At 66.4% G+C, this 24,895-nt stretch carries 21 protein-coding genes; 8 read left to right on the forward strand and 13 right to left on the reverse strand.

Annotation, left to right across the window (positions count from 1 at the left end):
• The first annotated feature begins 432 nt into the window (after positions 1 to 432).
• A complete protein-coding gene (locus QP457_RS00595) occupies positions 433 to 1,086 on the forward strand; it encodes a hypothetical protein (RefSeq protein ID WP_205405416.1) in 654 nt (217 codons plus the stop codon).
• A 27-nt stretch (positions 1,087 to 1,113) separates the two neighbouring features.
• Positions 1,114 to 2,010: a hypothetical protein gene (locus QP457_RS00600; RefSeq protein ID WP_205405415.1), complete on the forward strand. Its 897-nt coding sequence runs from the start codon at positions 1,114 to 1,116 to the stop codon at positions 2,008 to 2,010.
• 242 nt (positions 2,011 to 2,252) lie between these two features.
• On the opposite strand, the gene QP457_RS00605 is transcribed toward QP457_RS00600, so the two are convergent.
• Positions 2,253 to 3,122: an MBL fold metallo-hydrolase gene (locus QP457_RS00605; protein WP_205405414.1), complete on the reverse strand. Its 870-nt coding sequence runs from the start codon at positions 3,120 to 3,122 to the stop codon at positions 2,253 to 2,255.
• Positions 3,123 to 3,204: 82 nt separating this feature from the next.
• On the opposite strand from QP457_RS00605, the gene QP457_RS00610 reads away from it, so the two are divergent.
• The 4 genes from QP457_RS00610 to QP457_RS00625 all read left to right on the forward strand — a co-directional run bounded on the left by QP457_RS00610 (position 3,205) and on the right by QP457_RS00625 (position 6,870).
• On the forward strand, positions 3,205 to 3,516 hold the full coding sequence (locus QP457_RS00610) for a metalloregulator ArsR/SmtB family transcription factor (protein ID WP_205405413.1): 312 nt from the start codon (positions 3,205 to 3,207) through the stop codon (positions 3,514 to 3,516).
• Positions 3,517 to 3,535: 19 nt separating this feature from the next.
• The gene (locus tag QP457_RS00615; protein ID WP_205405412.1) at positions 3,536 to 4,069 is read left to right on the forward strand and encodes a rhodanese family protein; all 534 of its coding nucleotides are present in this window, start codon (positions 3,536 to 3,538) and stop codon (positions 4,067 to 4,069) included.
• A 470-nt stretch (positions 4,070 to 4,539) separates the two neighbouring features.
• Positions 4,540 to 4,926: a BlaI/MecI/CopY family transcriptional regulator gene (locus QP457_RS00620; RefSeq protein WP_025876036.1), complete on the forward strand. Its 387-nt coding sequence runs from the start codon at positions 4,540 to 4,542 to the stop codon at positions 4,924 to 4,926.
• Between the two features lie 3 nt (positions 4,927 to 4,929).
• Complete coding sequence (locus tag QP457_RS00625) at positions 4,930 to 6,870, forward strand: M56 family metallopeptidase (protein WP_205405411.1); 1,941 nt, start codon at positions 4,930 to 4,932, stop codon at positions 6,868 to 6,870.
• Positions 6,871 to 6,910: 40 nt separating this feature from the next.
• On the opposite strand, the gene QP457_RS00630 is transcribed toward QP457_RS00625, so the two are convergent.
• The 3 genes from QP457_RS00630 to QP457_RS00640 all read right to left on the reverse strand — a co-directional run bounded on the left by QP457_RS00630 (position 6,911) and on the right by QP457_RS00640 (position 10,829).
• Positions 6,911 to 7,234, reverse strand: a complete 324-nt coding sequence (locus tag QP457_RS00630; RefSeq protein ID WP_205405410.1) for an I78 family peptidase inhibitor — start codon at positions 7,232 to 7,234, stop codon at positions 6,911 to 6,913.
• Between the two features lie 89 nt (positions 7,235 to 7,323).
• A complete protein-coding gene (locus QP457_RS00635; protein ID WP_205405409.1) occupies positions 7,324 to 8,343 on the reverse strand; it encodes a ribonuclease H-like domain-containing protein in 1,020 nt (339 codons plus the stop codon).
• Complete coding sequence (locus QP457_RS00640) at positions 8,340 to 10,829, reverse strand: DEAD/DEAH box helicase (protein ID WP_191078496.1); 2,490 nt, start codon at positions 10,827 to 10,829, stop codon at positions 8,340 to 8,342. Before QP457_RS00640 ends, QP457_RS00635 begins: the two co-directional genes overlap by 4 nt.
• Before the next feature lie 182 nt (positions 10,830 to 11,011).
• Here QP457_RS00640 and QP457_RS00645 point away from each other — a divergent pair, with 182 nt between their 5' ends.
• A complete protein-coding gene (locus QP457_RS00645) occupies positions 11,012 to 11,533 on the forward strand; it encodes a hypothetical protein (protein WP_089241765.1) in 522 nt (173 codons plus the stop codon).
• Between the two features lie 37 nt (positions 11,534 to 11,570).
• Positions 11,571 to 12,245: a hypothetical protein gene (locus QP457_RS00650; protein ID WP_180164657.1), complete on the forward strand. Its 675-nt coding sequence runs from the start codon at positions 11,571 to 11,573 to the stop codon at positions 12,243 to 12,245.
• A gap of 57 nt (positions 12,246 to 12,302) precedes the next feature.
• Here QP457_RS00650 and QP457_RS00655 read toward each other — a convergent pair whose 3' ends face one another.
• The 9 genes from QP457_RS00655 to QP457_RS00695 are packed head-to-tail and all read right to left on the reverse strand — an operon-like array spanning position 12,303 to position 24,642.
• A complete protein-coding gene (locus tag QP457_RS00655; RefSeq protein WP_205405408.1) occupies positions 12,303 to 14,108 on the reverse strand; it encodes a hypothetical protein in 1,806 nt (601 codons plus the stop codon).
• Positions 14,105 to 16,270, reverse strand: coding sequence for a hypothetical protein (locus QP457_RS00660; protein ID WP_205405407.1), 2,166 nt, complete (start codon positions 16,268 to 16,270; stop codon positions 14,105 to 14,107). The genes QP457_RS00655 and QP457_RS00660 overlap by 4 nt, the downstream gene beginning before the upstream one ends.
• Positions 16,267 to 17,388 (reverse strand): BatA domain-containing protein, encoded by a 1,122-nt coding sequence (locus tag QP457_RS00665; RefSeq protein ID WP_205405406.1) that lies wholly within the window; start codon positions 17,386 to 17,388, stop codon positions 16,267 to 16,269. The genes QP457_RS00660 and QP457_RS00665 overlap by 4 nt, the downstream gene beginning before the upstream one ends.
• Complete coding sequence (locus QP457_RS00670; protein WP_205405405.1) at positions 17,385 to 18,281, reverse strand: DUF58 domain-containing protein; 897 nt, start codon at positions 18,279 to 18,281, stop codon at positions 17,385 to 17,387. The genes QP457_RS00665 and QP457_RS00670 overlap by 4 nt, the downstream gene beginning before the upstream one ends.
• A gap of 7 nt (positions 18,282 to 18,288) precedes the next feature.
• Positions 18,289 to 19,272 (reverse strand): MoxR family ATPase, encoded by a 984-nt coding sequence (locus tag QP457_RS00675; protein WP_180164649.1) that lies wholly within the window; start codon positions 19,270 to 19,272, stop codon positions 18,289 to 18,291.
• A gap of 13 nt (positions 19,273 to 19,285) precedes the next feature.
• A complete protein-coding gene (locus QP457_RS00680; RefSeq protein WP_025876014.1) occupies positions 19,286 to 19,993 on the reverse strand; it encodes a DUF4159 domain-containing protein in 708 nt (235 codons plus the stop codon).
• On the reverse strand, positions 19,993 to 21,327 hold the full coding sequence (locus QP457_RS00685) for a TldD/PmbA family protein (RefSeq protein ID WP_205405404.1): 1,335 nt from the start codon (positions 21,325 to 21,327) through the stop codon (positions 19,993 to 19,995). The genes QP457_RS00680 and QP457_RS00685 overlap by 1 nt, the downstream gene beginning before the upstream one ends.
• A gap of 21 nt (positions 21,328 to 21,348) precedes the next feature.
• The gene (locus QP457_RS00690) at positions 21,349 to 22,983 is read right to left on the reverse strand and encodes a TldD/PmbA family protein (RefSeq protein WP_205405403.1); all 1,635 of its coding nucleotides are present in this window, start codon (positions 22,981 to 22,983) and stop codon (positions 21,349 to 21,351) included.
• Between the two features lie 27 nt (positions 22,984 to 23,010).
• Positions 23,011 to 24,642, reverse strand: a complete 1,632-nt coding sequence (locus QP457_RS00695) for a TldD/PmbA family protein (protein ID WP_205405402.1) — start codon at positions 24,640 to 24,642, stop codon at positions 23,011 to 23,013.
• Between the last annotated feature and the right edge of the window lie 253 nt (positions 24,643 to 24,895).

Here is a 24,895-nt window from a genome sequence, read left to right on the forward strand (position 1 = left end):
GCTGATAGGGGTGCTGCGGCGCTGGGTTCTCGCTCACGCTCCGCTCAGCAGCGATGCTTTGATGAAGAAATGCCCGCCTGCCGGAAAGCACGCGACGCCTCAACTTTGGCGTCCACCCCTGCTGCTTTCATAGAAGGCCTGTTCTTGGCCGAAAGCAGACGCGTCGGCGCCAGACCGCGCGATCAAGAGTGCTAGAGTCCGCTTTCGACCTAAGGCGGACATCCGCACCTTATTGGCGCGAGTTTGCAATGATCGCCGAGCCTGCGGAGGGACTGCTATTTGCGGGCTTGTTAGCCGAGCGCAGTCGCCCTAAGATCGATCCGTATCCAAGGAAAAGACCATCACATGGTTTTTTTGGCTAAATCGTCTAGCCGGGCTCTCGGGTCTAGTTATTGGGTAGTGAGCCCACATCGATAACTTTCAGGACGCGTCATGCAAGAAGCACTAAAGCAGAAGCACAAGCTTCGTCTACTGGTTCTTCACAAGCTCTACGAGCTGAGTGGCAGTGATGTGCATAAGTTCGTTAACGGCGGTGTGCTATTCCAGGCCTGCGGAGACGAGGACGAGGGGGCCTTCAAGTCGGCAGTTGACTACTTGGAGGGGCAAGGCCTTGTTGAGGTAAGACGAGTGGTGATGGGGCTGCCAGGGATGGTACGTATCAAGCATAAAGGTATCGTCGAGGTAGAGAGCGCCTTCGCTAAGCCAGATGAGGCTACTTCGAACTTCATGCCGGTCAACATGCTCTACGTTAACCAGATGATCGGCTCCGCAATTCAGCAGGGAACTTCCTCGAGCGTGCAGACGCTAACGAGCAAAGTAAATGTGGGTGAAAGGGAGTCTCTGGCAGAGTTCGTCGAATTTGCCACGAATATTCTAGAGTCGAACAAATCCGATTCTGATCTGTGGAGGGAGTTGAAGTCAGAGGTTGAAACGCTACGGGCTCAATCCAACTCCCCAAACCCCAAGCGTTCGATCATCAAGGATGGACTTTCAAGTCTTGGCCGCCTGTGCGAGGGTGCTGCGTCTGGTGCGATCGGAGCCCAACTAGCAACATATATTCCCTCTTTGCTGGCCATCTTCGGTTGATGCCTAAAGTTCATCAGAGGGCGAAATATGGGTTCGTTAGTACTTGAGTTGCAAAGGGATGCACTTGATAGGTCAGTTAGTGCTGCTGATCTTCTTCGTAAGGCCCTGGTTGTTGCGAGGAAACTCAAAGTTACCGATCTGGTTGATTGGCTCACATATGAACTGAACGGATATCCGCAAGGCGCAGAGGTTCCCGAGTACAGGAAGCTTCGTGGTGAGCTAAAAGTTCATAACCCATATAACGGCTGGGTTCCGCTCCTGGTGTCAAACCCGGAGCATGCTGAGCTACTCTCGAAGCGTGGAACCTCTCAGGCCATTTCGGAGCTGGACAAGATTGCGAATGGGGGCAGCAGTATGGCGTATGTCCGTCTGCCTCGAAGCATTGAAAATAGCCTGATGAAAGGTATGGAATTCCCCTTGCAGCCCGCAGTAATTCTGTCTCACACCCAGATCCACGGACTTGTGGATAAAGTGCGGAGCATAGTGCTGGAGTGGGCGCTTGGGCTAGAAGAGCAAGGCATCATGGGAGAGGGGATGAGCTTCTCAGCGGAGGATCAAAAGCAGGCTGGAAACGTCACGCTTAATGTGGGGAATCTAGGGAACTTGATCGGATCAATGCAGGACTCTCAGATCCAGCAAGACACAACAAGTTCAACACAGGGGTATAGCAAAGGATTGGATCTAGAGGCTGTTGCTCAAGTTATCAGAGAGCTGCGCAGCCGCATGGATGAGGTGAACCTGGAGGTCGATGCGGGTGCTCAAATCAAGTCTGAAGTCACTTGCGTTGAAGCCCAGTTGGCAGCTCCTAGCCCTAATGTGAGTGTGATAAAGGAGAGCTTGCGAAGCACACGTGCAATTCTTGAAGGCGTTGCTAGCTCAGGGGCATTTCAAGGCATCATCACGGCGCTGGGAGCATTCCGCTAGCGCTTTCCAATAGTTCATTTATGCTGAGCCCGCTTCGCGGGTCGGCTTAATTCCAGAGTTGAGAACGTCCGCTCGGGGCCCGATGCACACACTCCATGTCAGCTCATCAGTTGAGTGGGCTCTTCGGAACAGCACTTCCTCGAAGTGACTGCAAGAACTAAGTATTGACGCGGGTGCATCCGACTGGCGAGTGGTAACGTGCATCGAATGTTCGGCCGGATCTGCCTGACGACAGCCTGCAGTCAGGCGGGAGGGCGCATTGGGGTCTTGAGGTAGCACACTCCGTTGGACTCTGCCTTGGGCCAGCGGCCCGCGCGGATGTTGACTTGGACCGACGGCAGCAGCAGCGCTGGTGCGGCCAGCGTCGCGTCCCGACGCTCGCGCATGGCCACGAACGCATCTGCGTCCACCCCATCGTGAACGTGCACGTTGCGCGAGCGTTCCTCGGCGACAGTGCTCTCCCACGCGTAACTCGCGCGGCCAGGTGCCTTGTAGTCGTGGCACATGAACAGCCGTGTGGCGGGTGGCAGCGCGAGGAGCTTCTGGATCGATTGGTACAAGGTGCGGGCGTTACCACCGGGGAAGTCGGCGCGCGCAGTGCCGTAGTCCGGCATAAACAGAGTGTCGCCCACGAACACCGCATCGCCAATCCGGTAGGACACGCATGCCGGTGTGTGGCCAGGTGTGTGTAGCACTTCCACTTCGAGCTCGCCAATAGTGAAGGTCTCGCCATCGCGCAGCAGATGGTCGAACTCGCCGCCATCGCCCGACACGTCGTTCAGGTTGAAAACCGGGCGGAACATCGCCTGTACGTCGCAGATGTGCTCCCCGATCGCAACCCGGGCACCGGTGCGCTCCTTGAGATAGGGCGCCGCGCTCAGGTGGTCTGCATGTGCGTGGGTCTCCAAGATCCAGGCTACCTCCAGCAACTGCGCAGCCGCGTCAGCCAGAACCTGATCTGCCGATGCGGTGGAAACATTGCCGCTGCGATGGTCGTAGTCGAGCACGGGATCGATCACGGCCGCCTGCCGCGTCACTGGATCTGACACCAGATAGGTCACGGTGTTCGTGGTCTCGTCGAAGAAAGCCTGGATCTGAGCAGAGGGTCGCATGGGGAGTGTCCTGCCTTGGAAGTGGTGTATTGACTATGTATTAGTTCATGCTAAATTAGCAATACATGAAATATATGGCGCCATGATGCTCAGCCAAAAGGATCAGTCGTTTTTGCAGGAAGGCGCGGCTAGGGCCGCGGCCATGTTGCGGGCGGTTGGCAATGAGCACCGCCTACTCGTCCTTTGCCTGCTGATTGAGCATGGCGAGATGACAGTCGGCACCCTGCTTGACCACGTGACCTTGAGCCAGTCCGCCTTGTCCCAGCATTTGGCCAAGATGCGCGAGGAAGGCTTGGTGGCCTACCGGCGTGAGTCACAGACCCTGCACTACCGCATTGAGAATCCGGACGTGGCCAAGCTCATCGCCACACTCAAGACCCTCTTCTGCCCATGACCCGCCACCAGAGGCTCCCATGTCACTGAAATCCATCTCGCCTCAAGCTGCAAGCGAACTCCTAGGCCGGGGAGCCGTGCTGGTGGACATCCGTGCTGCGGACGAACACGCCCGCGAACGCATAGCCACGGCACGTCATGTACCCATGGAAAGTCTGCGAAGCGGCGACCTGCAGCTTGATGGCGCGCCAGCCGTCATCTTTCATTGCCGCTCTGGCAACCGGACGCGGGTGAACTCGCCGGCGCTGGGGGCCTCGACGGCCTGCGAAGCCTACGTGCTGGAGGGCGGGCTGGACGCCTGGAAAAAGGCGGGGCTGCCCGTAGTGGTCGATGCCTCGCATCCAATCGAGCTGCAGCGGCAGGTACAGATTGCAGCGGGATCCTTGATCGTGCTCGGAGCCGTGCTCGGTGCCACGGTCTCGCCCTGGTTTCACGCGCTCTCGGGCTTCGTGGGAGCTGGGCTTCTCTTCGCTGGGGTCTCGGGGTTCTGCGGGCTGGCACGCGTACTGATGCGCATGCCTTGGAACCGTAAGGCGACGCAGCCGAGCACATGAGTGTCTGGGATTGCGTCGTGGCTGACAGCGCTACGCAAGATTCCTGCGTTTACGCCCCTAAATTCGCAGGAATATAGGGTAAGAGCGACGACACTCGTTTGGTCGTAATCAGCTGCGATCCATAGTCGCTCTTGAAGAGCGACCACCCGCAACCGCAGGTCGCCGCAGCTATCAAATTGGACGGATCATGTCCGCGAGTTGAGGCGCACAGATGTAGCCAAAAGAGCATCTCGACACTCTGCGTAAGGCCGCCGACCGACAAACTTTTCCGAAATTCGCCGTCGATTTGACGTATACGACAATCTTTTCTGAAATTCGCTGCCGATTTGTCGTTTACGACAATCTTTACGCCCCTGCATATTTAAGCCCGCCGCGCGCCCTACCGTTCGTCGGCCCATGACTTCCGGGGGGTTGACTACAGGTGTCGTCATGGCAACAGTAGCGACACGTGTAGTCAAGGGAGTGTTGTCATGCGTGGCAAGACCATCGGGGACCAGGAACTGGCCCTGCTGCAGTATGTGGATGAGCAGGCGCCGGCCAGCGTCGGCGAGGTCGCCAGCGGCTATGGCGAACCGCGCGGGCTGGCCCGGTCCACCGTGTTGACGATGATGGAGCGCCTGCGTGCCAAGGGTTACCTGCAGCGCCGGCAGCAGCAGGGCGTCTACCGTTACCAGCCCACCCGCGGCCCCGAGAGCGTGCTGCAGGGTGCCGTCGCCCAGTTCGTCGACAACACCCTGCAGGGCTCGGTGTCACCGTTCGTGGCGTACCTGTCGCAGCGGCAGAAGGTCAGCGACAACGAACTGGCCGAACTGGAAGCGCTGGTGGCCGAACTGCAATCGCGTCGCCAGGAGGACTGAGCCATGGATACCTCGATGTTGATTCCGATGCTGGAGCGGCTGGGCTGGACGAGCCTGCAGACCGTGCTGCTGGTGGCGCTGGTGTACCTGCTGTGCCGCGCGCTGCCGACACTGTCGGCAGCCACCCGTTGCCGCTTGTGGTGGCTGGTTTCGCTGCAGGCCGTGGTCGGCCTGTTGTGGAGCCAACCGCTGCAGCTGGCCTGGCTGCCCGCACCCGATGCGGTGGCAATGACGACCGTGGATCTTGCCGCGGACGCGATGTACACGATGGCACCGGAGGCATCGGCGCACCTGCTGGCGAACACGCCGATTGGTGATGTCGGCAGCACGCCGGTGGCCTGGTGGGCATTGGCACTGGCCGCGCTGTGGGCGTCCGGCGTGCTGCTGATGGCCCTGCGCACCTTCGGTGAGTGGCGCCGTTGCCGCGCGCTGCTGGCAGCGTCGTATCCGTGCGAGGACCAGGCACTGGTGCAGGCGCTGCAGCTGGCCGCGGATGCGCACGGCCTGCGTCGCGCGCCACGCCTGTGGATGAGCGACCAGGTTGACGCACCGCAGCTGGTCGGGCCGTTCCGTCCGGTGCTGCTGCTGCCGGCGGGAATGAACGCGCTGCAGGGCGATGCGCTGGATCTGGCACTGACCCACGAACTGCAGCACCTGCAGCGTCGTGACCTGCAGTGGGGACTGCTGCCGGCGCTGGCCCAGCATCTGTTCTTCTTCAATCCTCTGCTGCGCCTGGCCGTGCGCGAATACGCCCAGGCCCGCGAGGAAGCAGTGGATGCGGCCGTGGTCGGCCAACATGGCGCCAGCCGCCATGCCTATGGCCGCCTGTTGCTGCAGCTGGGTGTGGCGCCGCAGCCGCACCTCGGCGTGGCCAGCGCAGCGCCCAGCGCCACCAGCCTCAAGCGCCGCCTGCTCTCGCTGCAGTCGCACCGGGCGTGCCCGCGCCTGCTGGCCGTTGGCTTGACCCTGGTCGTGTTGGCCGTGGGTGTGGCGCCGATGCGGCTGGTGGCCGCTCCGGTCCCGCCCGCGCCGCCGGCACCGCCGCGTGCTGTGCCAGCGCCGCCGCCGCCAGCCGCGCCTGCCGCCCCCGCGGCCCCCGCGGCACCGCCAGCGGCCGCCGTGCCTGCAGAGCCTGCCGACTGGGCTGAGCCGGCTGAGCCGGAAGAACCGGCCGATGCTGACGAGTACGAGGAGCAGGACACGAGCACCCATTCGCACACCGGAACCACCATCGTCACCCATGGCCAGCTCGATCTCGGCACGCCACCGCAGCAGGCCTTCGTGTTGGTCGATCATGGCCAGGCGTTCGCCAACGCCGGCATGGATGACGTGATGCAGGCGCGCAGCCGGATTGGTGACGGCCCGGCGCTGTGGTTCCGTCAGGGTGACAAGCGCTACGTGGTGCGCGATCCGATGCTGATCCAGTCGTTGCAGCGTGCCTATGCCGGCGCCGCCGATCTGGGCCGCCAGCAGAGTGAACTGGGGCGCCAGCAGAGCGCGTTGGGCCGTCAGCAGGGTCAGCTCGGCCGCGAGCAGGGCGAGCTGGGCAGGCTGCAAGGTGAAGAGGCGCGTGAGATCGCCCTTGCCGCCGCACGGGCTGCACGCAGTGCGATCAACGATCGCGACATCAACCGTGAAGCGGCAGCCGAAGCGGCACGGGCCACCCGTGGCGCGGTGGATGATGCGGCGATTGCGCGGCAGGCAGCGGCTGAAGCACAGCGCGCGTCACAGGTTGCCCGCAACCAGGCGCTGCAGTCCGAGCGCAGCCGCGAGATGAGCCGTCTCGCCAGCCAGCAGGCCGCGCTGGGAAGCCAGCAGGCCGCGCTGGGCAGCAAGCAGGCGGCACTGGGCGAGCGTCAGGCACGCCTGCAGGCGCAGGCCGCGAAGCAGGCAGAGCAGGTAATCGCGCGTGCGCTGGCCAGCGGCAAGGCCGAGCGGCTCTGAACCGGTAGTGCCGGCCAGCGGCCGGCACTACCCCGGTTGATCAGCCGCAGCTGGCGCGCTCGATGCGGTTCTGCGCGTCCACCTGCACGGTCACGCGGTCCTGGCGGAAGTCCATGGTGACGGCCATGCCGGGCTTGACCACGCGTGCATTGCGCGCGCCACTGTCTGCCACCAGCTTCTTGATCGTCGCTTCGTCGGCGGTCTTGCCGGTGAAGCTTTCCAGCTTTTCAGGATTGCACTCCTGGGGACCGTCAGACACCTTGGCCGGCAGGCTGCCCACCTCGGCGGAGGCGTTGCCACCGGCATGGCTGCAGGCCGCCAGCGGCAGGATGGCCGCAAGCAGCAACAGGGAGGATCGACGCATGGCAGTACTCCTGGGTGACGTTCAGTAGCGGCAGTGTCGCCGGGACGTGTGTCAGCGATGTCAACGCGGCCTGAACCCGCCCTTCCCGATCATCCGCTTACCAGCGCCAGCGTCTCCCGCTCGCGCTGCTCTTCCCGCACCAGCCGCTGCAGCAGCAGCGCCAGGGTCACCACGTCCTGGTGGTTGTGGTCGGCCACCCGGCGCAGATTCAGCGCATCGCCGCCGCGCAGGAAACGCAGCCACGCAGCAGGGGCTTCCGAGCCGGGCAGATCATCCTCGCGCACCACACGCAGCAGCTGCCGCTCGATGGTGGACAGCTTGCAGTTCTCCCACGTACCGCGATAACGGCGGCGGGTGGGATACAGCAGGTCGACGTGGTCCCGTGCAGTGATGGGATCGGCCTGCCGGGCCAACCGGTACCGCGTCTTCAGCAGTGGTGCGTCGTAGCTGCGGCCGTTGTAGCTGCAGAACACGGTATGCGGCTGCAGCCAGCGGGCGAAGGTGGCCAGCATGGCTTCTTCAGCGGCCATCGTGGAGATCAGCAACTGGCGGATGCGCAGGCCCTCGCCGCGCTGCGGGCACACGTGCCAGTCGGCAGCGCCGATCATGAAGGCGCGGGTGCCGGTGCCACCGGCCAGGCCGGTGGTTTCGGTATCGAAGAACAGCAGGTCGCGCGCGGCCACGTGCTGGTCTTCGCGCTTGGCGAACGCCAGCGACAGCGGCATGGTGGGAATCGGCTGTGGCTGCAGTGACTCGATCAGGAACAGGCCGGGCGCGATCTCTTCACCGGGCAACTGCCGGTCCTGCGCACTGGCACGTGCCGGCGCCGGGCCGCCACGCGAGCGCATGCCGAGCAGGCGATGCAGGCTGCCGACCTCGGGCCGTCGCAGTGCTGGCGGCGCAGGCGTGGAGGTGGCGGTGCCGGTCGGCTTGTGGCGGATCTCCTGTTCCACCCAGGCAAACACCGAACGCTCGGCCGACGGCTGCCGCGCATCGTTGGCGGCCACGGGGGCCGGTGGCGTGTCCTGTGCCGGCGCGGCAGGCGTGGCTGCTTTCGGGTCACCGGCCTGCTTCCGCAGCAGGCGCAGCTTGTCCAGGCTCAGGCTCACGGGGCGATCAGCTCCATCGGGTCGCGTGTGCTCACCACCACGTCGGCGACATGCTGGCAGGCATCGGCATCGAACAGGTCGAGCACGCGCAGCGCCAACGCACGCGGTGAGGTTTCATCTTCTTCCTGCGCGGCCAGCACCGGGCCAACGCAGGCCGGACAACCCGCCCTGCAGTCGCAGCGCTGTACCAGTTCGCGCGCGCGCTGTACCAGCTCGGCCTGGCGCTGCCACAGCGGCTCGCTCAGACCGACGCCACCGGGGAAGTTGTCGTACAGGTACACGGTCGGCACGAACTCCTGCAGCAGTTCCACCGCGCCCGGCTCGCCATCGCTGCCACGCAGCTGGCCGCGGCCGCTCTGGTCGGCAATCGCGATCCAGGTGCCATCGCCGTTGCCCACCGACTTCTGCAGGTCGCGCGCATCGGCCATCACCGCCACCGTGGCGACGATGTGCAGCGCATAGGCGGCGCCGAGGAACCCATCCAGCGCATCCTGCTTGCTGGCGAAGGCGCGCAGCAGCAGCGCCTGCGGTAGCTGCCACCATACTGCGGTGGTGTGCAGTTCCTGGTCGGGCAGGTTGACCGGGCCGTAGCCGATGTTCTCGTGCGTGTAGTAGCGGATCTTCTTGTAGCCGGCCACGCGGCGCACCACATGCACTTCGCCATGGTGTGAATCGCCACGGCCGGCCACGCCACCATCGAAACGGTCCAGCACCTTGAGCTTGGTGAAGTCGATGCTGTCGGTGTAGTAGTCCACGTGGGTGCGGGTGACATAGGCCTTGCGGCCTTCCCAGTCCAAGGTTTCCACCTGGTAGGGGGTGGACTGCACCATGTGGATGGCGCCTTCGTACAGGGTGAGCGCGGCAGCCGAATAGTCGACCTCGGCGATGATCTGCTGGCGGCCATCGCTGCGGTCGACCACCACGAAGTTGCCGTCGGCCACCGCACGCAGGCTGACCGCGTTGGCCGGGTAGCTGTCGGCGATCCATTCCCAGCGCTCGCCTTCGCGGTGGATCACCTCGGTTTCGGCCAGTGCTTCCAGGAACACTTCCGGGTCGATCGGGCCGAAGCCATCGCCGACCCGGAACGGCAGTTCAAACGCCGCGCAGCGGATGTGGTCGAACAGGATCAACGGCTGGTCGGGCGCGATGCGTGCGTGTTCCGGCGACGCTTCGGCGAAGAAGTCCGGATGCCTTACCACGTACTGGTCCAGCGGCTGCGAGCTGGCCACCATCACCCCGAGGGCAGGCTGCTGGCGGCGGCCGGCGCGGCCGAAGCGCTGCCAGGTGGCGGCCACGCTGCCGGGATAGCCATTGAGGATCACCACGTCCAGGCTGCCGATGTCCACGCCCAGTTCCAGCGCCGAGGTGCTGACGATGCCGTCGATGTTGCCGGCACGCATCGCACGCTCGGTCTCGCGGCGCTCGGTGGGCAGGTAGCCGCCGCGGTACGCGCGGATGCGCGGTGGCTTGCGCGGGTCGTGGTCGAAGATGTCCTTCAGGTACTTGGTCAGCACCTCCACCATCAGCCGGGTCTGCGCGAACACCAGCGTCTTCAGCCCGGACTTGATCGCGATGCGGGCGATGCGGTTGCTCTGCGAGCGCGCCGAGGCACGCAGGCCCAGGTCCGGGTTGATCACCGGCGGGTTCCACAGCAGCACCTGCTTCGGCCCGCTGGGCGCGCCGGATTCGGTGATGGCGGTGACCGGCGCTTCGATCAGCGCCTCGGCATGCGCCTGCGGGTTGCCGATGGTGGCCGAGCACAGGATGAACTGCGGTTGCACCCCGTAGAACGCGCAGATGCGCTTGAGCCGGCGCAGCACGTTGGTGACGTGGCTGCCGAACACGCCGCGATAGGTGTGCACTTCGTCGATGACGATGTAGCGCAGATTCTCGAAGAACTGCGCCCACTTGGTGTGATGCGGCAGGATCGCCTGGTGCAGCATGTCCGGGTTGGAAACCACGATGTCGCCATGCAGGCGGATCGCCTGGCGGGCATCGCCGGGGGTGTCGCCATCGAAGGTGAAGGCCTTCACCCCGAGGTCGCCGGCGCGGTTGAGCTCCAGCAGTTCGGCCACTTGGTCCTGGGCCAGTGCCTTGGTCGGGAACAGGTACAGCGCCTTGGCCTTGTCCTGCATGGCGGCGCTGACCACCGGCAGGGTGTAGCACAGCGACTTGCCGCTGGCAGTGGGGGTGACGATGGCCACGTGCTCGCCACGCTGGCTGGCGTCCCAGGCCTCGGCCTGGTGGCTATAGAGCTGCTCGATGCCGCGTGCCTTCAGTGCCGCAGCCAGGGCCGGTGGCACGGAATCGGGAATCGGCGCGTAGCGGCCTTCGCGGCCGGGAATGGCGAAACTGCCGGTGATGCGATCCTGGTAGCGGCGCTGCAGGCGTGCACTGAGCAGGGCGCCATCGCGGGCGGGCAGGCCATCGCGGGTAGCGAGCTGCTGCTCCGCATCGGCGGTGCGCTTGGCGAGTTCGTAGGCCATGGGAAGAGGATTTTCGGGGGATCACATGGCACCACAGATGGGTCTCAACATGTGAGACACCGTGACGGGAGGGAGTGAATCATTCAGTGCGGCGCGCTGTGCGCTGAACGCCCGTGCCACCGCCAACGAAATCTGAAGCCCGCATCCGTATCCTTGGTCGCTGGACGCAACCAACAGGGTGGATGGCTGTGGCACGACGTGGAACGCAGGGAGCACTTCTGGCCAGCCTGCTGCTGACCGGCATCGCGCAGGCGCAGCAGGCCGCGCCGGTGACAGTGCCCGACCCTGCGCCTGCTCCCCCTGCGGACGCACCGGCAGCAATCACCGCGCCGGTTTCCAGCACCCTGCCGCAGGACAACGTCACCACCCTCGGTGAAGTGCGTGCGCTCAAGCCTGAAGACGACCAGCCGCTGGACCTGTACCGCTTCAAGAATCCGCTGAAGGCCGAGAACAACCGCTTCAGCCGCAACTGGAGCGAGCCGCCGTCGCCCGAACAGGTCAGCATGGCCGGGGGCTACATCATGATGGGCGTGGTCAAGGGCGTGATGGCGGCCGCAAAGGGAGTGAACAAGCTCACCGGTGGCCCGGACCAGATCCAGTCGGCCATCGCGCGGCCGCCACCGGAACTGAGCGCCGAGCAGCAACGGCGCGCACTGCAGTTCTGCGCGCAGCAGGACGGTTGCGGGGCACCGCCCCAGAAGTAGGCGGTATCCTGCGGACCTTCCCTTCGAGGTTGCCTGGATGCTGCGACGTACCCTGTTCCTGCTTGCCACGCTGAGCCCGCTTGCCGCCTCCGCCAGCGAGCTGACCGATGGTGGCTCCTGCCGCAATGGCGCGTTTCCTTCGGAGCAATCGGGCTTTGCCCTGGCCAAGGTGGTCGGCACGCCGCGCCTGTATCTGCTGGGTGACATGGACGGCTGCCCCGCGAAGGGCGAACCCGCCTGCCGCCAGCGCAGCTACGTGGTGAGCGGCGATACGGTGGTGACCGGGCGCGATCTTGGCGGTTACCGCTGCGCCTTCTTCCCGAACAAGGTCGGTGGCAGCGCAGGCTGGGTGGATCGCAGCAAGCTGCAGGCGTTGCCGGTTCCAGCCCCTACGCTGCAGGCCTGGTCGGGAGACTGGAAGGACAGTGACAACGGCCTGCGGATCCGCGTGCGCGACGGCCAGCTGCACGTGGAAGGCGATGCCTACTGGCCCTCGGCCAACCCGACGCCGGCCGAGCGCCCGGGCGGCCCGAACATCGGCGCGGTGAGCGCGCAGGCGGTGCCGCATGGCGCCCAGGTCGACTTCGTGGAGGACACCTGCACGGTGCACGCGCAGCTGTTGGGGGACGTGCTGATCGTGGCCGACAACAGCGAGTGCGGCGGCATGAACGTGCGCTTCAACGGCGTGTACCGGCGCGCCGGGAAACGTTGAACGGCGCATTCCGAGTCAGTAGATCCACGCCATGCGTGGATGGTGCTTGCGTTCCAATCAGCGTCGCCGCTCAAGCCACCACAGCAGCGATGCGCACAGCACGAACGCCAACCACCACGGCCAGCGCGACCCCGGCACGCGCTGGTCCGCCTGCGAGGTAGCCGGTGCGGAAGTAGCCAGCCGCTGCGCGGTGGAATCGATCATCGCTTGCCGGTGCAGCGCAGGGGCCTGCTGCGGATCGAACACGTAGCGCCAGTACGGGCGGTCGCCTTGCTGCAGGCGCTGCCAACCGGCCTGGCGCGGCCACCAGCCCGCACATCGCGCCGCGCCGGTGCTGCCGTCGACGATCAGCGGTACGCCCTTGCCGTGTGTGTCGAAGGCTTGCAGCGGTGCCTGCATGCCACACAGCGACTGGCGTTCGCCTGCCCAGGCCAGTGCCTGTGGCGACCATGGGCCTTCGGTGCCAGCCTGCGCGCGTGCCAGGGTGGCGAACACTGAGCTCCACAACTCGCCGTGGCGATCCTCGCGACCGGCCAGTACCCAGCGCCAGCTGTCAGTGATCGGCAGCATGCCGATGCGACCCTTGCCGACGGCGCGCCAACCGCCGATGGGCTTGCCGTCGCGATCCCGCAGCAGGGCGCGGCTGCCGTCGGCCTGCAGTGCCAGGTACTCCAGCGCCGGCAGCGCTGCTGCGTGCGACGCGCGGTCCGCTTCTTCGCCATCACCGGTGGGCAGGGTGCCGGCGGCAAGGGGCCCGCGACGTGCCTGCAGCATCGTGGCGTCACCCTCGGCGGGCATCGCCGCGATCTGGCTGCCGGCATCGCCCTGCAACGGCAGGCCAAGATCGCGCAGGCGTTGCCGTGTGCTGGCCGATGGCGCGCCGGTACTGCGCACCAGCAGGCCAAGGCCGTCGCGCACGGCCTGGCGCACGGCCGCCATCTGACCGGCGCCGAGTGCGGCCAGGCTGCGTTCGTCGAGCAGCAGCAGGTCGCTGCGCGCCAGCGTGGCTGCGTCCAACGCCACGCTGCCATCGCCCACGCTGAGACCTGCGCCGGTCTCGGCCTGTACCTGCACGCGGATGCCGGCATCGGTGGCCCAGCGGCGCAGGTACTTCAGTTCGGCGCCCGGTGCAGCAGCGCGCACCAGCAGGCGCAGCGGAGCGGCGGCCAGCGTCTGCTGCGGCACCGGCACGCTGTCGGCCACATGGCCCTGCGCATCCAGCAGGCGCAACTGGAACACGCTACGGCCTTCGGCGCGGGCGACGCCGCTGAGCTGCACACGGCCATCGGCTGCCAGCGGCGCACGATCGACCACGGCGCCAGCCGGGTCCAGCAGTTCGGCCTGCGCGCGTTCCACGCCGCGTGCCTGTGCGTGCACATCGAAGCGGGCACCGGGAGCTGCGTCCGCAGGCGGCTGCAGCGTGATCCAACCGTTGAGTGCAGGCGCTGCCTGCCAGCGCGTATCGGTGGGCAGTGCGGCATCGCGATCACGCGCGGCCAGACCGGCTCCGACCAGGGTCACCGTAGAGGACGGATAACGGCGCAATGCGGTGGCCAGGTCCGGCACGCGCGCTGCACCGGCCACGTTCGTTGCTTCCGGCAGCAGAACCCGGGTTGCGCCGGCCGGCAGCGCACCCGCCTTGTCGGCCTCGGCGCCGATCACCACCAGGCCGGTCGGGGCAACGCGTTGTGATGGCGGCAGCAGGCAGACGTACAGCAGCGCAGCGGCGGCGGCCTGCAGCGTGAGTACGGCGATCAGACGGCCGCGACCCCGCGTGGGCGAACGCAGCTGGCGGGCACTGGCGACGAGCACGATCAGCCCCAGCACGAGCGCGATCCACACATTCAATGCCGATGTGCTCATGGCTGGGCCTCCAGCGCGTCGAGGTAGCGCTGCCCCATGGCATCGGCTGCACTGCGTCGCATCACCTGCGGCAGTGGCCGCTGCAGTGCGCGCCACAGCTGCGCACGCAGGCGCTGTCGGCACTCGGTGCAGCTGGGTTCGATGCGCAGTTGCTCGATGGCGGCAGCCAGGTCCAGTGCGTCGGGCAGGAAGGCGCTGTTGCGCTGCTGCCAAGCGGCCAGCATGTTCAGGTCGGGCGTACCGCCCTCGTCGCCCAATCGCTGCCAGGCCTCGACGACGGCTGGGTCAAGGGGCGTGCGCGCGGCCAGCGGCAGTGCGCGGCTGGCCAACCCGGCACGGTCGCCACTCAAGCGTCGGCCCTCGTCGATCGGCGGCAGCTCCGGGCCGACGCGGGCGAGGTAGATGCGCTCGGCCTGCTGCACCTGCTTGATGAATGCCAGCGCTTTGTAGGCAAACGGCAGGGCCTGCTCGGGGCGCCCCTGGCGCAGCTCGCCTTCGGCCGACCACATCTGGTCCAGTGCTGCCTTCAGTGTGGCGCGCGTCTGCGGGTCAAGCAGTGTCGCTGCCTCGGCGTGGTCGTGGGTATGCCCGTACTCGGACAGCACGTCGGTGGCACTGCCGAACACCGGCGGCGTGTCGCTGCCGTTGGCCGCGCCGCCGTGGTCGTGGCCGTGCTCGTCATGTGCGCCTGCCTGCGCCTCGTGATCGTGCTCATGATCGTCATCGTGCGCGTCGGCCGCGGGTGTATCGCTGGTGGGCAGGTCGCTGGTCGGCGGTGGCTTCGGCGCGCCCTCGCTTTCCTCGCCCAGGAACTGGCCGTAGCGCAGGCGCAGGATGCGCTGGTCGACGCCGATCGCATCGCTGCGCTTGATGAAGGTATCGGCGGCAACGCCCCGGCGTTCGCGGATCAACGCCTCGGCATCGATGATGATCTGCCGCTGGCTGCGGAAGTACGCAGGCAGGGTCTTCTTGATGCGGCCTTCCAGTTCGGCACCGAGCACCGCTTCGGTGCTGGGCAGGCGCAGGATCACGCTGCTGCTGCGGCCGACCTGTGCTGTCGGCGCGTGATTGTCGCGCACTTCCAGTTGGGCGATCACATCGTTGCCGGGCTGTGCGCCCAGAGCGGCCAGGTCGAGGGTGTGGGCAAAGCGCCGCGCCGTCGACTCGCCACTGCCGTTGAGGGTCACGCTGCGCCGGACGAAGGTGATGTTCTCGCCGCTGCCCTGGGTGGTGGTGATCGACAGCGTCGCCTGCGGGACGACGCCATGATCGTCGCTGGCCTCGAAGCGCAGCGCCCACTGCCGCTGTCCGGGACTGCCCAGCACCAGGCTGGCAGCGGGTTCGATCACGCGTACCGTGGGCGCACGGTCGGCGACCACGTCGAGCCGATGCAGGCGGGTATCGGCCAGTGCCGGTTCGCTGACCACGCGATACAGCAGCGGGGTGCGCGCCACGTCCTGCGCCTGCCACTCGCCGTCGTGCTCGCGCAATGGCAGGCGACGGCCATCGTGGAACTGCAGCCAGGCCTTGCTGGGTGCACGGTCGAAGCGCAGCGACCAGGACAGGCGACTGTCGGCGGCGACCTTCGCGTCGAGTGCGTTCTGCGTACGCGTGGGTTGGCCGGTGTAGGCCGGTGCATCGATGTGCAGGCGGGTGGACTGCAGGCGCAGTGGACCGGCCTGGCTGCTGCCTTGTGGCGTCGCAAGGGCGGCGGTGCCCGGTGCGGCGTTGTGCGGCCAGCCCAGTGCCAGCACAGCGACGGCGATGCCGCCGATCCAGCACAGCGCCACCGCCCTGCGCGGCCAACGTGGTCGCAGCTCGGGGAGGTTGCGTTCAAGCGCCGCCAGCACGTGCGTGCGCTGGCGTTGCTGTAGTGGATTGAGCGTGCCGGCGTTAGCGAACAGCAGGTCGGCGCTGTCCTCGCTGGCGCCACTGGCATCCAGCCGGCGCTGCAACCAGTGCCGGTCCAGCTGCCGGGCGCGCGTGGTTGCCACGGCCGCAACGAGGAGCAGGGCCACGGTCGCCACGACGCAGGCGATATCAAAACCCGACAGGCGCAGCGCCAGTGCCGCCGCTGCCAACGCCCATGGCAGGCCCAGCAGCAGAGTGATCGCGGCGCGGCGCCGGCGTGCGCGCTGCCATGCCTGCTGCAGCGTCTTCATGGTGCAGCCCTGCGTCGCGCGCTGCTCGCCATCCAGCGCTCAAGCGCGAACAGCAGCACGATCATCAGCAGCAGCCAGGAGGTTGGTTCACGCAGGGGCGGCGTTGCGGGGGGCAATGTCGTGCGACTCGGCGCCTGGTCCTGCGCATCACCCAGGTGCGGGGTCGATGGCGGTTGCAGGGCCTGCAGCAGGTCGCGGGGCAGGCGGTCATCGCGGAGTGCATGGTTGCCGGCCGCGTTCCATTCGCCGCGCAGATGCAGCAGGCGGCCTTGGCCGATGCGCTGCTGCCACAGCAGCGGTGCATTGTCTGCATCACGCAGCAGGACGGCTGCGCCCGCGGGCGGCTTGGCAGCGGTCAGCACCGTGCCGCCCTGCTGCAGCCAGCGCTGCCAGGTGCCAGGCAGTACATCGGCGCCGGTCCACACGCCAATCTCGCCGCGACCCGGCAACGCATCGTCGGCCAAGGGCGCCGCCAGTGGTTGCGTACTCCATGCGCGCTGCAACGCGCCCAGCCAGTGCTGCGCTGCCGCTGGGGCATCACTACGCGTACGCAGGCGTGGCGCCACGGCGGCGTGCGGCACTGCAGTGACGGCCAGCGTGTGCGGCTGCCACTGCACCTCGCGCGACAGCTGCAGGCGGGCACCATCAAGGCCTGGCAAGGGATCGGGTACGTGTACGGTCAGCGCGGTGCTGGCCGGCAGCTGCGCATCCAGCTCGCGCAGCAGACTGGGCAGCGAAGCAACGTCTACTGGCTTGGGCTGGTCGATGGGCGGAAAGCCCGGCGCCAGCCAATGCCAGTTGCGTGCATCGGCGCTGCCGCGCAGTGCGGTCGCGTCCAGGCCCGGTGCCACCACCGTCCACGCCGCTGGCACCGGTGCAGGACCGGTCAGCGCCGGACGCGCCAGCAGCAGGGCCAATGCGGCCAGCAACAGCAGGCGCACCAGCAACAGCGGCCAATCATCGAAGCGGATGCGCTGGCGTGGCCGTACCTGGGCGCGCAGCCAGCGCAGCGCGGCGAAATCCAGCGGCGTATAGGGATGACGACGGGCGAGGTGGATCAGCAGTGGCAACAGCCATGCGGCCAGCGCGGCCAAGCCCAGCGGAAACAGCAGGCTCATGCGCCGCCCCTGCGGCCGAACAGCGCCTGCAGCGGTTGGTCCAGCGGCTGGTCGAGCCAACCGGTGGCGGTGGCGATGCCACTGGACTGCAACCGCGCCCGCAGCGCGGCATGGGCCTCGGCGAAGCGCTGCAGGTAATCAGCGCGGATCGCGGCGCCATCGCCGAGCAGTTCCTCGCCCGTTTCCGGATCGCGGAAGCGGTGACCAGCATCGAAGGGGAAATCGCGTTCGTCGGCGGTCAGCACCTGCAGCAGCATCACCTCGCGGCGCGCGCTGGACAGCTGCTCCAGCAGCACGATGCCCGCGTCATCGAAGCCATCGCCGATGGCCAGCAGCAGATCGCCGGGGCGAACGCGCTCCCACAATGGCCGCAGGCGCTCGGCGGCCGGCCATCCGCCACGTGCCTGCAGGGCATGCAGTTGCAGGTGCACGCGGTCGCGCTGGCGCGCGCCATGCGCGGCCGGTACCAGTTGCAGGCCTTCGCCATCGATGGCCAGCAGGCCGAAGCGATCACCCTGCTGCAGCGCCAGCTCGACCACGCAGGCTGCCAGTTGCCGCATGTGGTCCAGGCGGCTGCGTGCCGGTGCCGCGCGATCGGCCTGGGCCGCCGAGGCAGTGGCATCGAGCAGCAGCCAGACGGTGATCGGGCTTTCGCGCTCGGATTCACGCACGAAGAAGCGGTCCGAGCGCGCGTACAGCTTCCAGTCGATCTGGCGCAGTTCGTCGCCGGGCTCGTAGGCACGGTACTGGGCGAACTCGAGGCCGGCACCGCGGCTGCGGCTGGCGTGCTGGCCGATGCCGCTTGCACCGCTGGCCAGGCGCGGTCGCAGCCGCAGCGCACGCAGCCGCGCACGCAGGTCGGGTGGCAGCAGCAGCGGCGTGCCGGCGGTCACCAGTGGATCAACCCGGGAATGGAACGGCCTGCAGCAGTGCGGCGACTACATCGTCAGCCCGTTTCTGCTCGGCCTCGGCGGCGAAGGACAGCAGCAGGCGATGACGCATCACCGGTGCGGCCAGCGCCTGCACATCCTCGCGGGTGGCGGCGAAACGTCCCTGCAGCAGTGCGCGCGCCTTGGCGGCCAGCACCAGCGACTGCCCGGCACGCGGGCCCGCACCCCATTTCACCCACTGGTTGATCGCCGCCGGTGCGCCCTCGCCGGGACGGCTGGCGCGGACCAGGCGGGTGATCCAGGCCAGCACGTCGGGGCTGACATGCACCTGCCGTACCGCCGCCTGCAGCGCGATCACCGCGTCGGCATCCATCACCTTCGGCACGCTTTCGGTGGAACTACCGGTGGTCTGTTCCAGGATCTGCCGCTCTTCTTCCTCGCTGGGGTAATCGACCAGCACGTGCAGCAGGAAGCGGTCCAGCTGTGCTTCGGGCAATGGATAGGTACCGGCCTGTTCGATCGGATTCTGCGTGGCCAGCACGAAGAACGGCGCCGGCAGCGTGTAGGTCGTGCCGGCGTAGCTGACCGTGCGTTCCTGCATCGCTTCCAGCAGCGCCGCCTGGGTCTTCGGCGGGGTACGGTTGAGCTCGTCGGCCAACAGCAGGTTGGTGAAGATCGGGCCCTGCTGGAAGCGGAAATGGCGATGGCCGGTACCGTGGTCTTCTTCCAGCAGTTCGGTGCCGAGGATGTCGCTGGGCATCAGGTCCGGGGTGAACTGCACGCGCCGGAACTGCAGTTCCAGTGCCTGCCCCAGCGAGCGAACCAGCAGGGTCTTGCCCAGCCCCGGCGCGCCTTCCAGCAGGCAGTGACCACCGGCCAGCAGGCCGATCAGCAACTGCTCGACCACCGTGTGCTGGCCGACCACGGCGTGGGCGAGCGCAGCGCGCAGATCGTGCAGGCGCGGCAGCAGGGTATCGAGGTCGGGGGAGGTCATGGGCGTAGTCCGTTCAATTGTTCAATGCATACATCACGATGTTGACGCCGAAGCGGGTGTTGTCTTCGGCCAGGAAACGCTTGTTGCGCCAGTCATAGTCCCACTCGCAGCCGTAGTCCTTGTTGCTGTAGAGCAGCCCCAGCCGACCGTCGACCTCGATGCCTTTCAGGTAGTCGTGCACCAGGTCATCGCCCCAGCCGTTGAGCTCGAAGCTGGTGGCCGGCGGGCCGTCGGGGAAGCGGAAGAAGCTGCGGTACAGCGCGTGGCTGTTGGGCAGCTTCTGCAGCGCCTTCGGCCCGAACAGCCGGCCCATCTGCGCTTCGAACGAGGTGGCAAACAGGCCATCGATATCGTGGTTGCAGTCGTCGACGAAGACGAAGCCCCCATTGCGCACGTAGCGCACGAAGTTCTGCCGTTCGGCGGCGTTGAACTCGACCAGGGTGTGCCCGGCCAGGTAGCAGAATGGCGCCTCCAGCATGCGCGGGTCGGCCAACGCCACCACGCGTTCCTGCGGGTCCACCCGCAGGGAGGTGTAGTCGATCAGCGAGGTGATCAGGTTGGACGGCATGCGCGCATCCACGTCCCAGTCACCGGAGTCGTACTGCAGGCGGGTGAACCAGAAGTCGTAGCGCGAACTGCGCGGGCCTGCCTGTGCCCATGCCGGCAGCGCCGCCGCCGAAGCGGCAGCGGCCAACCAGCGCAGGCAGGCCCGCCGATCCATCAGACCGCGTCGGACAACGAGGTAAAGGTGAAATCGCGCAGCTTCATCGGCGGAATCATCATCACGAAGTTGGATTCGTCACCGGCCACGCGTACCGGCTTGCCCAGCTCTTCGATGTTGTTGAGCATGATCACCGGCGATTCGTTGAAGCGGAAGTTCTTCACCGGGTGCTTGATCTGCCCGTTCTCGATGTAGAAGGTGCCATCGCGGGTCAGGCCGGTCAGCAGCACGGTCTGCGGATCGACCATGCGGATGTACCAGGTGCGGGTGACCAGGATGCCCTTCTGGGTGCCGCGCACCAGCTCGGCGGTGTTCTTCTCGCCACCGCTCATCAGCAGGTTGCCGGGCGTGGCCTTGGCGGTCTTGCCCTGCTTCTGTGCCCAGAAACGCGAGTAGTCGAGGTTGGCGATCTTGCCGTTCTCGATGATGGCGATACGCTCGCGCGGCATGCCCTCGTTGTCCCACGGCAGCACCGGCGCATCCGGATGCCACGGGTCGGCATGCATGTTCACACGGGGATCGTAGACCTGCTCGCCCAGCTTGTTGCCGCCACCCTTCTTCGACAGGAAGCTGCGGCCTTCATCGGCCGAGCGTGCGCTGAAGAAGTTCATCATGAAGCTGATCAGGCCCGCGGCCGCCGCCGGTTCCAGGATCACCGTGTACTTGCCGGGCTCCAGCGCCTTGGCTTCCTGCGACTCGGTCGCCTTGCGCATGGCGATGCGGATGTCCTGGTCGGCCTTGAAGTCGGCCGCGTCCTTCAGGTTGCGACCCACCCAGCCCGAGCCACGGCCGTCTTCGGTGCGCACGGTGCAGGTGTAATCGAAGTTGGTGGTGCGCTGGTAGCCGAAGTTGCCGTTGCTGTTGGCCGTAGCGTAGAAGCCTTGGCCATCCTCGAGGAAGCCCGCAGCGATGAGACCGTTGCCACGGCACGGCGCGATCGAATCGGCGGCGACCTTGGCGCGGAACGCCGGATCGATGGCGGCAGTGGATTCGCTGAAGGTCGGGCTGGCGCGGTAGCTCTGCTTTCCGATGGCCGGCATGAACTCCGGGTTCTCCGGGGCCAGGCGGGCCAGGTCTTCGGCGCGGCGGACCACGCGCTGCAGCGCGGCGTCGTCGAACTCGTTGATCGAAGCAGTACCCACGCGCTTGCCGAAGGCCACGGTAACGGCCAGTTCGGTGTTGTCGACGATGCCACTGGTGGATACGTTGTTCAGGGCGAAACGGATGTTGCCGTTGATCGACCCTGCCAGTACGGCGGTGCACTCATCGGCCTTGGACAGGGCGATGACCTTGTCGAGGATGGCCTTGGCCTGGGCTTCGGTGAAGATACTCATGGTGTAAGGGCTCCTGACCGGTCAGCCGAGGCTGCGTGCGGTGTTGATGACGTTGATGCCGTTGAAGCGCGCGGTCGAAGACCCGTGCGAGACCGCCGATACCTGGCCGGGCTGGCCCTTGCCGTCGAAGAACGAACCGCCCAGGCGGTAATCGCGCTCGTCGGCGACGGCGCTGCAGGCATTCCAGAACTCCGGCGTGCGGATCTGGTAGGCCACGTCTTCAAGCATGCGGGTGATCTTTCCGTTCTTGATCTCGTAGAACAGCTGGCCGCCGAACTGCGCGTTGTAGCGCTGCTGGTCGATCGAGAACGAACCGTCACCGATGATGTAGATGCCGTTCTCCACGTCCTTGATCATGTCCGAAACGCTCAGCGGCGACTTGCCCGGCGCCATCGACACATTGGCCATGCGCTGGAACTGCACGCTGGACCACGAGTCGGCGTAGCAGCAGCCATCGGATTCGGTCTTGCCGAGGATGTGGGCCTGGTCGCGGATGGTCTGGTAGTCCACCAGCTTGCCGTTGCTGATCAGGTCCCAGCGCTTGCACTTCACGCCTTCGTCGTCGTACGCCACCGCGCCGAGGCTGCCCGGCTGGGTCTTGTCGGCGAAGATGTTGACGTGCTCGCTGCCGTACTGGAAATGCTGCTCACGCTTGTCCAGGGTGGCGAAGCTGGTGCCGGCGTAGTTGGCTTCGTAGCCGAGCACGCGGTCCAGTTCCAGCGGGTGGCCGATCGACTCGTGGATGGTCAGCCAGGTATGCGACGGATCCAGGATCAGGTCGTACTTGCCAGGCTTCACCGACGGCGCCTTCAGCTTCTCCTGCGCCTGCTTGGCCGCCGCGATGGCATCTTCCTTCATGTCGTAGGACGAACCGTAGTTGACCACGCCATTGGGCGTCAGCACCTTGCCGGCAGCGGCGCCATCCAGGTACTCGTAGCCCAGGCCCATCGGCGCGGACAGGCCTTCGCGGGTGCGGAACTTGCCGCTGGCCTTGTCGATGGCGGTGATCGTCATCGGTGCCCAGATGCGGTGCACGTCCTGGTCGATGTAGGAGCCGTCGGTGGAGGCGAAGTACTTCTGCTCGTTCACCAGGAACAGCATCGAATTGACGAAGCTGGCGCCGGCGCCCATCGCCGCGGCGTTGACGTCCAGCAGCAGGTCGACCTTCTCCTTGATCGGTACCTCCATTGCATTCTTGCGGATCGGCGTCTTCCAGCTGACCTCGCCCACGCCCGGCGCCTTGGCCAGCTGCACCGGCGCGGTCTGCACGCCCGCGTTGGCCTTGGCGATGGCCGCCGCCCGCTGCGCGGCACGAGCCACGTCGGCGGTGCTGAGTGCATTGGTGGCGGCAAAGCCCCAGGCGCCGTTGACGATCACGCGGATGCCCACACCGGTGGACTCGGTGTTGACCACGTTCTGCACCTTGTCTTCGCGGGTGATCACGAACTGCCGCAGGTAGCGGCCGATGCGCACGTCGCAGTAGGTGGCGCCGGCGCTGCGTGCGGCCTGCAGGGCGGCGTCGGCCAGTCGCTTTTTCAGCGCAGGGTCGAGGCTGGACTGCAGCTGCTCGGCGGCGATCGCCTTGCCGAAGAACGACGGCACGATCAGGCCGCCAGCGGTAAGCCCGGTCAGGGCCAGGAAGTCACGTCTGTGCAAGGCTGCTCTCCATGAAGGACGGGTGGCTCAAGCGCCGAGACTGCGCGCGGTGTTGATGATGTTGATGCCGTTGAAACGGGTGGTGGACGAACCGTGCGAGACCGCTGACACCTGGCCGGGCTGGCCCTTGCCGTCGAAGAACGAACCGCCGAGGCGGAAATCGCGCTCATCGCAGATGGCGGTGCAGGCGTTCCAGAACTCCGGCGTGCGGATCTGGTAGGCCGCATCTTCGACCATGCCGGTGATCTTTCCGTTCCTGATCTGGTAGTACAGCTGGCCGCCGAACTGAGCGTTGTAGCGCTGCTGGTCGATGGAATAGGAGCCACGGCCGTGGATGTAGATGCCGTTCTCCACGTCCTTGACCATGTCCTCGACGCTGAGCGGTTTCCTGCCCGGCGCCAGCGAGACATTGGCCATGCGCTGGAACTGCACGCTGGACCACGAGTCGGCGTAGCTGCAGCCATGCGAGGCGTCGCGGCCGAGGATGTGCGCCTCATCGCGGGTAGCCTGGTAATCGACCAGGATGCCGTCGCGCACCAGGTCCCAGCGCTGGGTCTTCACCCCTTCGTCGTCGTAGCCGACCGCACCGAGGCTGCCCGGCTGGGTCTTGTCGGCGAAGAAGGTGACGATGTCGCTGCCCCAGCGGAAACCGGCATCGCGCTTGTCCAGCGTGGCGAAGCTGGTGCCGGCGTAGTTGGCTTCGTAGCCGAGCACGCGGTCCAACTCCAGCGGATGACCGACGTTCTCGTGGATGGTCAGGAACAGGTTGGACGGATCCAGCACCAGGTCGTACTTGCCGGGCTTCACCGACGGCGCCTTCAGCTTCTCGCGTGCGTGGCGGGCGGCGGCGATGGCGTCCTCGACCGGATCGTAGGAATCGCGGTACGCGGTGATGCCACCGGGCAGCTGCACCTTCCCGCGCGCGTCCCCGTCGAGGAATTCGTAGCCCATGCCCATCGGCGAGGACAGACCGGCGCGGGTGCGGAACTTGCCGCTGGCCTTGTCGATGGCGGTGGCGGTGAACGGCAGCCAGATGCGGTGGATGTCCTGGTCGATGAACGAGCCGTCGCTGGAGGCGAAGTACTTCTGTTCGTTGACCAGGAACAGGGTGGAATTGATGTAGTCGGCGCCCGCATTCATCGCGGCCGCATTGAGCGCCAGCAGCAGCTCGACCTTGTCCTGGATCGGCACTTCCATCGCATTGCGGCGGATCGGCGTCTGCCAACGCACCTCGCCCACCGACGGGGTGGGCGCCAGCTGCACCGGGCGGGTCTGGATGCTGGCGTTGGCGCGGGCGATGGCCGTGGCCTGCTCGACGGCGGTGCGCACTGCCGCTTCGGTCTGCTGGTGAGTGGCGGCGAACCCCCAGGCCCCGTTGACGATCACCCGCACGCCCACGCCGGAGGACTCGCGGTTGGTCACGTTGCCGACCTGGTATTCGCGGGTGATCACCGACTGGTTGAGGTAGCGACCGATACGCACGTCGCAGTAGCTGGCCTTGGCCGAGCGCGCGGCGGCAAGGGCGACCTCGGCAAGGCGTCGGCGCTTGGCCGGGTCGACCGGGGCCAGCAACTGCTCGGCGGCGATCAGCCGCGAATGCGGCAGGACCAGGCCCGCCAGGCCCAGACCGGAAAATGCCAGGAACTCACGTCGTTGCACTGCGTCTCTCTCTCACTTCCGTGCGGCCGGCAAAGGACCGATCCGATCACGTCAACTCCCCGACTTTCGCCAGCGGCGGGCATTCGGGCAAGTGACTGCAGTCATGGTAGGGGTGGGTTTCGGCAGGGCTGCGCCCTGCACCTGCAGAGGCCAGGGCCAGAGCAACGTCAAAAGCTGGCATTCCGTGGGTTGGCGGGGCGGTGTCGGATTGCGGGGACGCCGCAAGTACGTCCCTGTAGGCTTGGCCGCGGCA

It is taken from the genome of Stenotrophomonas sp. As-7, assembly GCF_030291015.1.
Classification (GTDB): domain Bacteria; phylum Pseudomonadota; class Gammaproteobacteria; order Xanthomonadales; family Xanthomonadaceae; genus Stenotrophomonas; species Stenotrophomonas lactitubi.

Excerpts from the sequence above, each read along its gene's own strand:
- QP457_RS00595 (WP_205405416.1), top strand. The coding sequence starts at position 433 with ATGCAAGAAGCACTAAAGCAGAAGCACAAGCTTCGTCTACTGGTTCTT.
- QP457_RS00600 (WP_205405415.1), top strand. The coding sequence starts at position 1,114 with ATGGGTTCGTTAGTACTTGAGTTGCAAAGGGATGCACTTGATAGGTCA.
- QP457_RS00605 (WP_205405414.1), bottom strand. The coding sequence starts at position 3,122 with ATGCGACCCTCTGCTCAGATCCAGGCTTTCTTCGACGAGACCACGAAC.
- QP457_RS00610 (WP_205405413.1), top strand. The coding sequence starts at position 3,205 with ATGATGCTCAGCCAAAAGGATCAGTCGTTTTTGCAGGAAGGCGCGGCT.
- QP457_RS00615 (WP_205405412.1), top strand. The coding sequence starts at position 3,536 with ATGTCACTGAAATCCATCTCGCCTCAAGCTGCAAGCGAACTCCTAGGC.
- QP457_RS00620 (WP_025876036.1), top strand. The coding sequence starts at position 4,540 with ATGCGTGGCAAGACCATCGGGGACCAGGAACTGGCCCTGCTGCAGTAT.
- QP457_RS00625 (WP_205405411.1), top strand. The coding sequence starts at position 4,930 with ATGGATACCTCGATGTTGATTCCGATGCTGGAGCGGCTGGGCTGGACG.
- QP457_RS00630 (WP_205405410.1), bottom strand. The coding sequence starts at position 7,234 with ATGCGTCGATCCTCCCTGTTGCTGCTTGCGGCCATCCTGCCGCTGGCG.
- QP457_RS00640 (WP_191078496.1), bottom strand. The coding sequence starts at position 10,829 with ATGGCCTACGAACTCGCCAAGCGCACCGCCGATGCGGAGCAGCAGCTC.
- QP457_RS00645 (WP_089241765.1), top strand. The coding sequence starts at position 11,012 with ATGGCTGTGGCACGACGTGGAACGCAGGGAGCACTTCTGGCCAGCCTG.
- QP457_RS00650 (WP_180164657.1), top strand. The coding sequence starts at position 11,571 with ATGCTGCGACGTACCCTGTTCCTGCTTGCCACGCTGAGCCCGCTTGCC.
- QP457_RS00655 (WP_205405408.1), bottom strand. The coding sequence starts at position 14,108 with ATGAGCACATCGGCATTGAATGTGTGGATCGCGCTCGTGCTGGGGCTG.
- QP457_RS00660 (WP_205405407.1), bottom strand. The coding sequence starts at position 16,270 with ATGAAGACGCTGCAGCAGGCATGGCAGCGCGCACGCCGGCGCCGCGCC.
- QP457_RS00665 (WP_205405406.1), bottom strand. The coding sequence starts at position 17,388 with ATGAGCCTGCTGTTTCCGCTGGGCTTGGCCGCGCTGGCCGCATGGCTG.
- QP457_RS00675 (WP_180164649.1), bottom strand. The coding sequence starts at position 19,272 with ATGACCTCCCCCGACCTCGATACCCTGCTGCCGCGCCTGCACGATCTG.
- QP457_RS00680 (WP_025876014.1), bottom strand. The coding sequence starts at position 19,993 with ATGGATCGGCGGGCCTGCCTGCGCTGGTTGGCCGCTGCCGCTTCGGCG.
- QP457_RS00685 (WP_205405404.1), bottom strand. The coding sequence starts at position 21,327 with ATGAGTATCTTCACCGAAGCCCAGGCCAAGGCCATCCTCGACAAGGTC.